Source organism: Persicitalea jodogahamensis (assembly GCF_014651615.1).
Lineage (GTDB): Bacteria > Bacteroidota > Bacteroidia > Cytophagales > Spirosomataceae > Persicitalea > Persicitalea jodogahamensis.
In genome coordinates, this window is record NZ_BMXF01000005.1 from 228,507 (window position 1) to 242,263 (window position 13,757).

8 protein-coding genes are annotated in these 13,757 nt (G+C 46.1%); 5 read left to right on the forward strand and 3 right to left on the reverse strand.

Features of this window, described 5'->3' with window-relative positions:
- Position 1: 1 nt before the first annotated feature.
- The 3 genes from IE117_RS22145 to IE117_RS26600 are packed head-to-tail and all read right to left on the reverse strand — an operon-like array spanning position 2 to position 1,323.
- The gene (locus IE117_RS22145) at positions 2–436 is read right to left on the reverse strand and encodes a protein-export chaperone SecB (RefSeq protein ID WP_189567375.1); all 435 of its coding nucleotides are present in this window, start codon (positions 434–436) and stop codon (positions 2–4) included.
- 24 nt (positions 437–460) lie between these two features.
- Entirely contained in the window at positions 461–898 is a 438-nt protein-coding gene (locus IE117_RS22150) for a hypothetical protein (protein ID WP_189567377.1), read from the reverse strand.
- A complete protein-coding gene (locus IE117_RS26600) occupies positions 895–1,323 on the reverse strand; it encodes a HEPN domain-containing protein (RefSeq protein ID WP_189567378.1) in 429 nt (142 codons plus the stop codon). The genes IE117_RS22150 and IE117_RS26600 overlap by 4 nt, the downstream gene beginning before the upstream one ends.
- 375 nt (positions 1,324–1,698) lie before the next feature.
- Here IE117_RS26600 and IE117_RS22160 point away from each other — a divergent pair, with 375 nt between their 5' ends.
- The 5 genes from IE117_RS22160 to drmB all read left to right on the forward strand — a co-directional run bounded on the left by IE117_RS22160 (position 1,699) and on the right by drmB (position 13,716).
- Complete coding sequence (locus IE117_RS22160) at positions 1,699–2,280, forward strand: hypothetical protein (protein WP_189567380.1); 582 nt, start codon at positions 1,699–1,701, stop codon at positions 2,278–2,280.
- Between the two features lie 28 nt (positions 2,281–2,308).
- Positions 2,309–5,275 (forward strand): type I restriction endonuclease subunit R, encoded by a 2,967-nt coding sequence (locus IE117_RS22165; protein WP_189567382.1) that lies wholly within the window; start codon positions 2,309–2,311, stop codon positions 5,273–5,275.
- Positions 5,276–5,647: 372 nt separating this feature from the next.
- Positions 5,648–8,077 (forward strand): DISARM anti-phage system protein DrmE domain-containing protein, encoded by a 2,430-nt coding sequence (locus tag IE117_RS22170; RefSeq protein ID WP_189567384.1) that lies wholly within the window; start codon positions 5,648–5,650, stop codon positions 8,075–8,077.
- 12 nt (positions 8,078–8,089) lie between these two features.
- Positions 8,090–11,809: a helicase-related protein gene (locus tag IE117_RS22175; RefSeq protein ID WP_189567386.1), complete on the forward strand. Its 3,720-nt coding sequence runs from the start codon at positions 8,090–8,092 to the stop codon at positions 11,807–11,809.
- 11 nt (positions 11,810–11,820) lie between these two features.
- Complete coding sequence (drmB, locus tag IE117_RS22180) at positions 11,821–13,716, forward strand: MrfA Zn-binding domain-containing protein (protein WP_189567388.1); 1,896 nt, start codon at positions 11,821–11,823, stop codon at positions 13,714–13,716.
- The last annotated feature ends 41 nt before the right edge of the window (positions 13,717–13,757 follow it).

Here is a 13,757-nt window from a genome sequence, read left to right on the forward strand (position 1 = left end):
CTTAATTGGCAGGGCTTCCTTCTTGTTGCTTAGCTTCTTCTTCCGTTTTTCGCCTGTGGTACATCTCTACAAAATTGAAAGGCGGTAAAAGTGCAGTGTCCATACCCGCTTTTGCGGTCAACGAGGCTATGTGCTCCCGTACAAAAGGGTAAAGCATAGCAGGAGCGTTCACGTAGGTAAAGTAATCCAAAGGCGGACTATCCGTCTCTCCTTCCCGCTCAAAATGCCCCGCCATTTTAACCTTAATCTCAACTTCCGGCCCTTCTTCCCCTGGCTGAACAAAATCCACATTCAAGATCACATTAAAATTCAGTGATTCACGATTTATAGTATCGACTTTAAAATCTAACAACCGTTCAACATTTTCAGATGAATTGATGACCTCAATTCTCTTGAAAGTGCTTTCGATTAAGAAAATATTTTTGAGTTTGTACATTCCGTAGCGTGTTGCGGTACAAGACTAAGCAGCCATTGCGTATTCAGCCTCCCCAGGATTAATGTTATCCGAAGCACTAATTTTTTCAGGCAATCCTTTAAAGAAGTCAGAGTCAATGCGTACCTCTATTCTATTCTTAGACACAGAAGAAGGCTTAGCGGCCTGGTACAAACCCGAAGACAGGTATGCCTTGCCTTGCGCCTCGTACATCGAGTTTTTTATCGAAGAAAGGCTTTCATCCGAGATAAAGCAAAGTGATTCGCCCATAAATTGACTTATAAACTCCATCAATAACGGTTCAGCCGCATTCTCAAAGGCCTCACTATCGTAAACCGATAGCGGAAGTACTTCGATCATGTGGGTATCGGAATAGTCCCTATATTCATAGCGGCACTTAATGGTAGGAAGTGCCATAACAAGCCGATCAACAATGTTCTTTGCTAAGTCTATGCTGTTCGTCATAATTTGGGTAAGTTGTAATGCGTAATTAATTCATTTATAGAGGTTTCTGCGAAGCTAAGCGCCGTATTTGCCTCCTTTCTATCGATGGTATCTGTTTTGTAATCAGCCCTCACACGTAGATCTTTCAAGTCGATCAGCTTCGTATTCAACCTACTGACCACTCGGTTCTTATTTACCAAATCAGTTATCACACGGTTGATGTAATAGGCATGAGAGCCTCCCTTCCCTCTATTTCTTAAATAATTAGATATTTCGTTCTCAAACTGACTATCGTTCAACCCTAAATTATCGTGTAGAACATGAAGTAAAACTTGAACACAACTGTAATACGCGCAATGTATGCTAGAATTGTACTTTCCTTCATCTATCAAAAACTGTGCTGACTCTAAGCTCTCCTTGGATTTTTCTAAAAAAGATGTCGACATTCAGCAGTGAGAGCGGATGATTGAAGAAGTTTTTACACAGTGCCTTGGAAAAAAAGCATACGAGGATATAGAACTACTTACTAAGTAACACACCACCAATAAGAGGGCTGCAAAGTTATCAAAAGATTTAAACTTGCAATCACCACTCATCAAATCAACAAAAACGTACCACCAATAATGCCTTACTAATAAAATTACTGTTCGATAGCAGGCAAAATCACAAATTTGAGATCCTCGTCGTGACTATGCAGTAAGAAATAGCGGTATAACTGCTTTACCTGAACACAAAGCTGTTATCTTGGGAGTTACAATTCAAAGTAAGGTTAAATTGCAGGAAGGTACTTTTCAATCATAAAAAGCTATATTAAGAACACGTTGGCAGAAAATACCTCCAGAAGAGCGAAACTAAGCCCTGGCCGCGCGATGCTGCTGTACAGCCTGTTTACCTATGAAAGTCAGGGTGAGCAAAGCAGCTTGTTCGTGGCCAACAAGCTGGCCTACTTTCTGCAACGGATGGGAGAAAACCTCAACTTGACATTTGTCCCTGAGAACTACGGCCCCTATTCCGTACAGGTTGGTCATGTACTGTACAACCTGAATGACACTTACCTGCACGGTCTTGAACAAAATGAGGCGAGGCCCTTCGAACCCCTGCAACTGAATTACGAGAAGTGGGACGAAGTAAAAGACTACGTAGATCGCGACCTGACCGCTGAGCAGCGGGACCGGCTGCAAAACCTACTGCGCCTGATTGACGGCTTTGAGTCGGCTTTCTCGCTGGAACTACTCGCCACCGTGGATTATCTGATGAAAGAGCGGGGAGCAGATACGTCCAAAGAAGAAGTACGAAAACAAATCGAAGACTGGTCGTCGCGCAAAACCAAAATGTTCCGCCCGGAGTACATCGAAATCGCGCAGAAACAACTTACCAATTACGCCCAAGAAGTATTTATGTGAATAACTACTAACCCTCAAACACCCCTCCATGCCATTCAACGAGTTAAATACCGTTGAGCACTACATCATACAGCAACTCAGTGGCGTCAACCTGAACCACGCCAATTGGGCCGAAGAGAAAGGAACGTACGGTTTACAGTGGCATTATCAGCCCGCCTCCGAACTCAAAAGGAGCGTGAACGAAGTACTTGTGGAGAGTGAATTGCGCGATGCGCTCATCGGGATCAATCCCGAGATAGCCCGACAGCCCGAGCGGGCCGACGAGGTCATCTACAAGCTGCGGGCGATTCTGCTCATGGTCAATCAGGTAGGCCTGGTTAAGGCCAACGAAGAGTTTGCCAAGTGGCTCACTGGCGAGAAGACCATGCCCTTCGGCCCCAATAACCGCCACGTGCCGGTGTATCTCATTGATTTTGCCGAACCGGACAACAACCGCTTCGTCCTGACGAATCAGTACCGCACCCACCACCACGAAACCAAGATTCCCGATATCGTTATGCTGATCAACGGCATTCCGGTCGTGGTCGGCGAGGCTAAAACGCCCATTCGGCCGTCGGTATCCTGGCTCGACGGTGCGCACGAAATCCACAGCATCTATGAAAACGCCGTCCCGCAACTCTTCGTCCCTAACATCCTGTCGTTCGCAACCGAAGGCAAAGACCTGTTTTACGGCTCGGTGCGCTGTCCGCTGGAACAATGGCCGCCCTGGCGACTCGAAACGGACGAGGACAGCCTGATAAAGGCACTCGGCCTAGGCAAAGTTGGTAAGGAACTCACCGACCTATTGCAACCCAAACGCCTGCTGGATATTCTGCAAAACTTTTCGCTGTACTCGACGGACAAAAAGAAACGACGCATCAAGATCATCTGCCGGTACCAGCAGTACGAAGGAGCCAACCGGATTGTGGAGCGGGTGCGAGAAGGCCGCCTCAAAAAAGGTTTGATCTGGCATTTTCAGGGATCGGGCAAATCGTTGCTGATGGTTTTTGCGGCCCAGAAACTCCGCCGACTCCCCGAGCTGAAAAGTCCAACTGTGATCATCCTGGTAGACCGCACCGATCTGGATACCCAGATTTCGGGTACCTTCAACGCCGCCGACGTGGCCAACGTCCAACCCACCGAAAATATCAAAGAACTGCATGACCTGCTGGCTAAGGATACCCGTAAGATCATTATCTCGATGATCCATAAATTCCGGGATGCGCCGCCCAACATGAATACCCGCGACAACATCATCGTGCTGGTAGACGAAGCCCACCGCACGCAGGAAGGTGACCTGGCGCGGCAAATGCGGGCCGCATTGCCCAATGCCTTTCTGTTTGGTCTTACGGGAACGCCCGTCAACAAAGTGGACAAGAATACGTTCTGGGCATTTGGCTCCGAAGAAGACGAAAAGGGGTACCTCTCACGCTATACCTTTCAGGATTCCATCCGCGACAAAGCCACGCTGCCGCTGCACTTCGAGCCACGGCTGGTGGACGTGCACGTGGACAAGGCTACCATCGACAAACTCTTCAAGGAACTGACCGACGAAGCTGCCCTGAGCGACGAAGAAGCCGATGCGCTGAGCAAGAAAGCCGCCAAGATGTCGGCCTTCCTGAAATCGCCCGAACGGGTGGAGCTGATCGTGAACGACATCGCGAAGCACTTCAAGGAGAAGGTACTGCCGCACGGCTTCAAAGCCATGATCGTCACGCCCGACCGCTACGCCTGTGTGCAGTACAAAGAGGCCCTGGACAAACACTTCGTAACAGAAGCCAGTCGGGTGGTCATTTCCACGAGCGCCAACGACGACTACGAATTCAAGCAAAAGTGGGCGCTGGATAAATCGCAGCAGGAAAAGGTACTGGATGAATTCAACGACGCGGCCTCACCGCTCAAATTCCTGATCGTCACGGCCAAGTTGCTGACCGGCTTCGACGCGCCGATCCTGCAAACCATGTACTTGGACAAGTCGCTGAAAGACCATACGCTGTTGCAGGCCATTTGCCGGACCAACCGCCTCTATCCCAACAAAACCTTCGGCTGCATTGTGGATTACTTCGGCATTTTCGACGATGCCGCCGAGGCCCTGCAATTCGACGAGGAGACGGTCAAGAAAGTAGTGACCAATTTGCAGGAACTCCGCGACAAACTCCCCGAAGCCATGCGCGACTGCCTGCAACACTTTACAGGCGTCGACCGCACTCTGCGCGGCTTCGAAGGCCTGGAAGCCGCGCAGGAAGCCATTAAAACCAACGAGCAAAAGGATGCCTTTGCCCTGGACTTCACCTACCTGGTCAAACTGTGGGAGTCGCTCTCGCCCGATGCTGTTCTAAATCCCTATCAAACCGACTACAAATGGTTGTCGCAGGTATATGAATCCGTGAAACCAGCCGGCGATGGCATCGGCAAGCTACTGTGGTATACGCTCGGCGCCCAAACCACCAAACTGATCCACGAGAACATCCATGTGGGTGGCATCGACGATCTGGCAGAATTTGTCTTGGATGCCGACATCATCGACGATTTGTCCAAGAACCCCAACTCCCAAAAGGTCAAGCAACTCGAAAAGGAGCTGATCAGCCGTTGGAACAAAGATGCCGGAAATCCAAAATATAAAGAACTCAGCGACCGACTGGAAGACCTGCGCAACAAAGCCGAGCGCGGCCTGATCGCCAGCATCGACTTCGTAAAGGAACTCTGCAAACTGGCCCAGGAAACCGTTCAGGCCGAACGCGAAACCGAGCCCGTGGCCATCCGCAAAACGGGAGCCGCCGCCCTCACCGAGCTCTTCCTGGAAATTAAAACCGACCAAACCCCAGCGGTAGTGGAGCGCATCGTCACCGATATCGACCAAATCGTGAAGGTAGTCCGCTTCCCCGGCTGGCAAACCACCGTCGCCGGTGAGCGGGAGGTCCAGAAGTCTCTCCGACAGTCATTGCTCAAATACAAGCTGCATAAGGATCAGCAGCTGTTTGATCGGGCGTATGGGTATATTAAGGAGTATTATTGAGAGGGGGGGATACCTTTCCCATAATATATATAAACCCGGCATTTAATTACTTACATGATTCTATGTTAAAGAATGAGATTTGAACAATGATAGGCAAGGTTAACCTAGATGTAAAAAAACAGTATATAATGGGGTATTGGGTATATCTTCCCAGTTTGCCAAAAGATAGAAAATACCGAAACCAACGAGGTTAACGTTCTGGCCAAGTATACCGAAGTGTAGTCAATAGCACTCGAATGATACTCTTTAACTATTGCAGGAGGCCTTCAGCTAAGAGTATTGGCCGGGGGCGGGTGGGAAAGAGTAATACCAAGCTTATCCTGACTTCTATATTTCAGACACCAATTAAAACACACAGCCACTGACTTAGTAATGCCCCTCCATCACAGTACTACTGACTATCTGTCGACTCTTCAGGCAGATTTTGCCCTACTCTCGAAGTCTATCGCTGAATCCCACTGGACGGCTTCGGACCGCTTTCTTTCGGGTTTGCTTTACCGGATGTTAAGCAAACCGGCAACCCCCGAAACCAACTGTATTCAATTAAAACTCCCCGGCTTCGCTCTTGGCCCAAACTTTAACGAGGTATTGCTGTATACGTTGGCGGTGGTAAAATACAGGCAGAACCATAGGACTATCCAGCAAGAGCCTTACAAACCTAAACAAGGTGAATGGGTATTTCGTAATGATGACATTTATGTGGTAAAAACTCAACGAGGTCAAAACAAATGGGGTATCAGCCCGGCCTTTCCTGCCAAGGGCATGCACGGGATATACGAAGTTGAGTTTAAGGAGCCGGTTAGGTTATTGCCCAACACAAAGTATGAATATAAGCCCAGGGCAACCGCAAGCGGTTTAAAAGAGTACCGTACATTCTTTCGGACAAAATTACGCAAAAGCAAACTTCCTCTCTTGTCAGAATTCAAACACCGGTCGGTGGTTTTAGCAGAAGGAGAGCTTTGGCAAATCAATAATTGTTTACCCTTACGCTACTTAAATAAAACCGGAGAACAAAGGGCGCATCATTTGCCCGTACAGCCTATGATTGAGGCTTGTGGTGATGTAGCTACTGCGATTGAACATATTCTCCCCAGTATGTATTTTGATGAATTAGTTGTAGTGGGAGCCTCCCGTTACCGTAATGTAATACCTGCTCTCAGAAAAAAGCTAAACTCAGGCGATGTAGGGCGTCTGATTCTCATCGGAGATGAGAAGTTTCCTGATGCAAAAACCTGGGAGATGACCGCCACTGAGATTCAGTACCTTCGTAATTGTAGTTTTTCAACCCTAAAAACGCATAAGGTATCGGCCGCTGGATTAGTTTCCCTGGTCGAAGGATTAGAAACACTTCTGCAAAAGTATCGCGAAGAATTCAACATTGACCTCCGTGAATGTATATCCTGGCTACGGCCCTATCTTGGGCTGGCAATTCCGATGGGTGCTGTGAGAGACGGCTGTCTTCAGTATTATCAGCAGCAGATTGAAAATCGATTTGAAGAGCCTGAATGGGAGGAGCGCTGGTTTGAAGTGCAGCAATATGATCCAGATGAAATTAGAAGGAATACCCTACCCATTCAGTACTTGTTTAGGGAAATACATTCCTATTTTGAGACAAACAATCCAAAATGGAACTCACTCATTGAGTTTTGTGCGCAAAATCACCTGCACCGGTCGTGGGTTATGCTCGGGCATGAGCAACAGGCCAAAGCAATGGAGGGTCAGAATGTACTGTATGGCGTTGGTTCCCGGCGCTGGCATCATCAATCCATCCCTACCGTAGCCCAATGGGCTGAGTCTCCGGAAAAATACATTCCTCCTTCAACCAGGGGTAAACTGTTTTTACCCGAGATCAGTCAGAGCTTTCAGCTATTGGACCAGTTATCTTTATTGACTCTTCCGATTATTGTATTAGCCTATGCTGGCTTGGAAGACGAATACCCCGACTATGTTCTTCGTAGCTATTTTCTTGCCGAAAGGGCAAAAATTAGCCACCTGGATCGTCACCTCTGGACCAATTGCCGATTGGATATTGACCCTCCTCCCTCACTTACCTTTACAAACTCTGTCAGGATTGAAAAACTGTTCTCAATTGATATTAGCAAACAGTTTATTCCGGGTGATGAGTCCAGCTATGAATGGATCGCTCAGCCGTGTAAAATCAGATTTACGGATAAGACGTACTATGATACGCATTTGAACCGTCGCGTTGAACTCCTAAAGGAGGGGGGTCAAAGAAAGATTGTGGCTGTTGGGACTCTTATTGCAGGAAACCGTATTCGGTACTATCAGAACAACAATGCAGATGCATTTGAGGAAGTAATCAGAAGCCTGGACACCCAGGGTTTGTATGAGAAAATAGAGGCTGCGTCAGCAACCTGGCGTGAGGAGTTGTATAATTTATATCTCAACTATTTTTTTGGGGATGAAGACCGATTGTTCCAACAGCTCAAGAACCATGGATATAATAATAGTCAACAGGTGCTGCACAACTATCTCCTATCCAGTAATTCCACCCGATTTCCCAATTACGATACGTTAAAGGCTATTCACGCCCTCAGCCTTCAATACAAAGGTGCTGGCTCGGCGTTTGATTTGGCATACCGTGAAATTCTCAGTTATAAACGAAAGGATAAAAGTCTTCGTCAGCGAATAGGCCGTGAGTTAGGAAGTGAATTGATGGTATTCGAAAACTCGGACTATGCGATTAAGGGTCCCGTACTTAGCCTGCTCACCGAAAATCTAATTTACCTGCTCATTGAATCCATCCAGGAAAAAGTTGTGACTTCAATCGAAAACCGATAACCCATACCATCTATGGAATTACCCCTCCCAACTGACCAAAACAGAAGATCCTTTTTAAACCGCCTTCAAGTAGGCCTGATTGGCCCTGGCTCAGAAACACTATGGCCTGACGATCAGGTTGAAATTATCAGTGACTATCCGGTTCGGCGCTACTTTGGGGGTATTCTTTTCCCTAAGCGAAGCGCCCTTGTTGCTCCCCTGGGGGAGCAAGTCGAACTGGAAGCGCGCATCGGGGAAAATGCCTTGGATCCAGAAAAGAATACTAACGAGGAGCCGTTTCCGATTGTCAGACAAGACGGACCGCCCGAAGGAATGATTGAAACTAATCAGTCTATTGTCAAAGGACAGGAAGCAGAGGAAGAAGCCGGGCGTGTTTCAGCCAACTACTACTTCCCCACTAACATGGGTTTATCGTTCTGTGTGTCCCAATCCACGGAAAGCATACCGGTCACTTTTCAATTTGGTGTATACCGTAAACTCTCCAAGACGGAAAGGGAAGTCTCGTTAACTCGGGCTGAGTATGACCGGCTTGCGGAGCTGTCTCAGTTGACCGCTCACCCCATCAATGAGTTGGTAACTTTCTCCGATAATAGCATTCGACTGACTTTGGACGGTGCCAAAGAGACTATTTTAAGTTTGCGAACCTGGTACAAAGAATCAGCAGAAATTCTCAATTTGGAAGGGTACAGGCGCGTAAGGTCGCTCCTCAGTGATACCTTATGGCAAAGGGCAGCCGTAACGGAGAGGGTGGACATTGAGTTGCCCCATGAGAACATAACCTTTTCAGAGAAACTATGGACCAGAACCATTAATTCTAAAAACGAACTGGGAGCCACGTACCATGTTCGGATCATTCTGAGAGAGGGACGCAAATATGTTAAGGTTCTGCTGGAAAATAGTTCCACTGATCACCCCGGATCAAAGTTTTCCAATGGGAATGATTTACTTAATCACAAATGCCTGTTTCAGGTAGGCATCGAAGTACATCAAACGGAGATTTTGCCCTATAAGCCACACCAATTCCGAAATCCCTACGACCAGGAGGCCGAAACCATCAGCTATCAATACCGGGAGGTAAAGGCCTTCGGAATTGGCCATAGCTGCTCAGTATGCTGGCCAAGGGCAATACCCGTTGTTGGGATCAGTACTATCCACCTCCCCGAGGTAGACATCCGGCATTATAGTAATGCATTTCGGAATGAAATACCAACGGAGGTACGCGAAGTATCAAAACTCAAAAATCTATCTATCTGGACATCGCTGAGTCGAGTAGAAATTCAGCAACGTCTATCTCGGTTTGTGGATAGCTATGAAGATTGGCTCAATAAGCAGCGCACAAAAGCCGAAGAGGACATAAGCAACAAAGAATTATACAACCCATTACTGGAAGCACATAAAGGGCTGATAGCACGATTACGATCAAACGTTGCATCTCTGGACAATGATCTTATTTTTCGTTGTTTCAAGCTGGCCAATACGGCTATGTATATTCAAATGATCATTTCGAGGGACCAAAATGGGGCTTTTGGAAACACAATCAAAGAATTAAAAGATTTTGAAGGGCTGCCGCATGCACCCTACAAATCCCTGGAATATTTTAGCGAATACAACCATTTTGACATTAATTATAGGGAGCCTCAATATCGCCCTTTCCAGCTTGCTTTTCTGTTGCTAAATCTTAAAGATATGGCCTATCCGGCGGCAACAATGGACAATTCACGAGAGGTGGTGGATCTAATCTGGTTCCCGACGGGAGGGGGTAAAACTGAGGCCTATCTGGCTCTCACGGCTTACACCATTTTACTTCGGAATATTACTAATCCGGGCAAAAGTGATGGGGTAGCTGTCATAATGCGCTATACGCTTCGACTCCTGACCGCCCAACAGTTTGAAAGAGCTTCCAGGCTTATTGTGGCCTTAGAGTTTCTACGTGTCAAGTTGATAGAATCTGGCGATGCAAGCTTAGGGGAAACACCTATTTCGATTGGTATGTGGGTGGGTAGATCCACCACCCCTAACAAACTGAAAGATGCTCATACCAAAGTAGAAGAGTTAGATAGGGAGATTGAAAGAAAAAATAATGGTACTAGCGTCAACCTGGAAAGCAAGAATCAATTTCCACTCAGCAGTTGTCCCTGGTGTGGCTGTAATCTTATTTCTACTCACCCTAAAACGGGCAAACTGGTAATGGGTTATGAATCTTCAAATGCCAAAGGCAGAATTAGTTTTACTACCAAATGTCTTAATAACTCCTGTCATTTTACCACTGAGCTTCCAATCTACTTCATTGATCAACAAATTTATCAAAAACGGCCGACGCTTCTGTTTGGAACGGTCGATAAGTTTGCCCAGCTTCCTCATATCGAAGAAGGGCATCAACTTTTCAATTCCCTCGATAACGAAAAGCTCCCTCCCGATCTCATCATTCAGGATGAGCTTCACCTACTTAGTGGCCCACTTGGTTCGGTGGTAGGGTTATTTGAAACGATCATTCTCGAACTCTGTACACGGCCTTCCCGTATTCCTAAAATTGTAGCCTCAACCGCCACAACGCGAAATACAAGTCAACAAATTACTGGCCTGTATAATCGGGAAGTAAGCATTTTCCCAGCTCCTGGAATTACGTACGAGGATAATTTCTTTTCGTATGTAAGTGAAGATTCTCAACGACGGCATACCGGTTTTATGCCATCGGGCAAATCTAGCCTGGAAACCCAAATTCAAATATTAGCTCATTTGCTTTATGCCCGAGCGGAGCTATACCAACACTACCTGGCACAACCAGATGGCGAGGCTGGAGCGATTCAGGCCATTGATCCTTTTTGGACCATCGTATCGTACTACAACAGCTTGCGCGATGTGGGAAGGGCCTATAATGATGTGGGAGCTCGCTTAAAAGAGGCATTGGAAACTCTTCACATTCGCTACAAAATGCATCCGGCTTTGGGGTTCAATTACCGTGGCTTGGATTACCGGGCCTATGAACTCACAAGCCGAGTTCCAAGCTATGAGATAAAGCAAGTACTGGATAAGTTAGGTCAGCCATTCGCTTTGGGTAAAAATGATAAGACTGGAAATACGCAAGTTGAAAATACAGTAGACTTGGTACTGGCCACAAATATGCTTTCAGTAGGGATTGATATCAGTCGTTTGAATATTATGCTTATGAATGGTCAGCCCCGGAATATTGCCGAATACATTCAGGCGTCGAGTAGGGTGGGAAGAGACAAAAAAGGATTGGTAATTAATCTGATGGACCCTAATAGAGCTCGTGAAAAATCGCTTTTTGAAAATTACGTAAGTGTCAACTTGGCCTATTATCAATACGTAGAGCCCCTGAGTGTGACTCCTTATACAGAAATTGCCCTGGAAAAAATGTTAAAAAGTCTGCTTATTACTCACGTTCGGCACGTACAGAATCGAGCTGCCAACGGTGAGGCGGTAAATTATAAATCCGGTGATTATGAAGGTATCAAAGAACTACTCTTGAAACGGATTCAGGACCCAACACAAAAAGCGTATGCTGAGCAACTCCTAAAACAATTGAATGACAATTGGGTCCAGAAGACCCTGGAAATCGCGCAGTTACAATACAAAAATAACAGAGACAAGAGTAGAGGTCTGATCGATCCCCCTGATAAATTCACTTCGGACTGGAATCTGATGGAATCCATGCGAGAAGTGGATACAAGTAGTATTATTCGAATTGTCCCCTCAACATTAAAACAATAACAATTATAGCCATGGAATACGAAGAAATACAAACTAGGAAATCTATAAGTGCCTATGGTGGGATAGGTTCTTTAATTGAGACGCGACATGGATCCATCCTGATCAAACCATTTGATCAATGGCCTTACTACGAACATTGGGTAGGGTTATGGATAAAAAATGATGACCTGAAAAACAGCATCCAGGACATCCGATTTGTGGGAAGGCTACGAAAACAGTTTACGGAGTTAAAAGCTATTAAACGGGTACCGGTCAACCAGCTTAACTTCAATTCGCCAGCAGATGGAGATAAAATTATTAGTGCGGAGTATTTTCCAAGATGGTTTTCCTGTCCCAGTTGCCAACGTTTCGAGCACCTGGACGATTTAAGGAAAAGTTGGAAGTTACTTTTTCAGGGTGCCGACTTACCCACTCCTCCTGAGTGCCCATATTGTAAATCGGCAAACCGGAAGAAAGTCATAATGGAACAGATCCGCTTTGTGATGACGTCTGCTCATGGTGATATTGCTGATGTACCATGGGATCAATGGGTGTTTGCCAGCCACCAGGAGGAGGGTTCTGCTCAGGCAGATGACGAAAAAAAGGAAACCGTTCTGAGAACAGTAGCTGTACCTCCTGGTACCCAGTTTTTTCTTAGCACCGACAGCCAGTATTCTGATTTACGAAACTTAATTGTGAAGGCAGTTTTACCTGACAAAAAAGAAAGATGGCGTTCTCTGAGGGGTCTTTTCAATTTACGACAGCCCAAAAATACATTGCGCGAGTTCGAAGGAGGGCATTCCCAGATTCCTCTAAAACCAGTGTTGAGAAGCAGTAATAGTGTGTATTTCCCCAATATTCTGACGAGTCTATATCTACCACCAACACAGGAAAATTTAAGTCAGGAATTGATTGAAAAGATCAAAGCAATAGTTGAAGATTTTGGGACGGAAGAAACAATAGTAGCCCAAAAAGTACTCAAATACCATAGTTTAGCTATTGATCTATCGGTTATTAAACGGATTATAGCAAATAATTTCAAATTAGACCAAGTCCGATCTACTATAAGCGAGGCGGATTACCGATACCAGGAATTTGGCTTTATAACCTCTAAACCCGAGTGTAGGGAAGAAAACCTCTGTTTCGAAAAAGTATCGTTAACAGAACCCATTGAGGGTATCAAATCGGTATATAGGCTGGATAAAATACAGCTTGCAAGTGTACTTACCTCCTACACCCGACAAGAGCCAATACAGCCGGACGAATACCTCTCCGACGAAGACGAAGACCCATTGACTCGTCCAAGAGTAAAGAAAAAATTTGTAGTGGAGAGCTTCGGGAAAAAGACCTTTTTTCTACCAGGAGTAGAAAATTATGGGGAGGGAATTTTTTTTGAACTGGATAGGAAAAAGGTTGCCCTTTGGAAGAATAGCGGGGAAGTTAAAAGCAGAACCCAAGACTTTCAGAGTAGAGCGAAAGAGTCCTTTCAAGTATCCATAGCTCAGAAGCAGGTCAGTGCAGAATTGGTTCTAGCCCATACGCTCTCTCATGTCCTGATTCGTGAATTGGAGTTTTATTGTGGTTACCCGGCGGCCTCCTTACAAGAACGTCTTTATGTCGATAACCGGATGTGTGGACTCCTAATTTATACCATAGCCGGAGCTGAGGGTAGTTATGGAGGGTTGACATCAATGGCTAAATCTGAACAGCTAACATACCTTTTAAAATCTGCTCTGTATCGGGCTACTGATTGTGCCACAGACCCCATCTGCTGGGAGTCGGATGGCCAGGGGGTGGGGAGTTTGAATAAAGCCTCGTGTCATTCCTGCACACTTATTCCTGAAACTTCTTGTGAAGAATTCAACAGTTTTCTGGACCGACGGTTTTTGGTAGATGCAAATTTGGGCTACTTTAATAGCCATATTTAGTATCTTACCATGACACCTATCCAGCTCCCATGATAAGCAAC

What these genes read in the sequence shown, in the direction of transcription:
- IE117_RS22170 (WP_189567384.1), top strand. Translation starts at nt 5,648, where the DNA reads ATGCCCCTCCATCACAGTACTACTGACTATCTGTCGACTCTTCAGGCA.
- IE117_RS26600 (WP_189567378.1), bottom strand. Translation starts at nt 1,323, where the DNA reads ATGTCGACATCTTTTTTAGAAAAATCCAAGGAGAGCTTAGAGTCAGCA.
- IE117_RS22175 (WP_189567386.1), top strand. Translation starts at nt 8,090, where the DNA reads ATGGAATTACCCCTCCCAACTGACCAAAACAGAAGATCCTTTTTAAAC.
- IE117_RS22165 (WP_189567382.1), top strand. Translation starts at nt 2,309, where the DNA reads ATGCCATTCAACGAGTTAAATACCGTTGAGCACTACATCATACAGCAA.
- IE117_RS22145 (WP_189567375.1), bottom strand. Translation starts at nt 436, where the DNA reads ATGTACAAACTCAAAAATATTTTCTTAATCGAAAGCACTTTCAAGAGA.
- drmB (WP_189567388.1), top strand. Translation starts at nt 11,821, where the DNA reads ATGGAATACGAAGAAATACAAACTAGGAAATCTATAAGTGCCTATGGT.
- IE117_RS22150 (WP_189567377.1), bottom strand. Translation starts at nt 898, where the DNA reads ATGACGAACAGCATAGACTTAGCAAAGAACATTGTTGATCGGCTTGTT.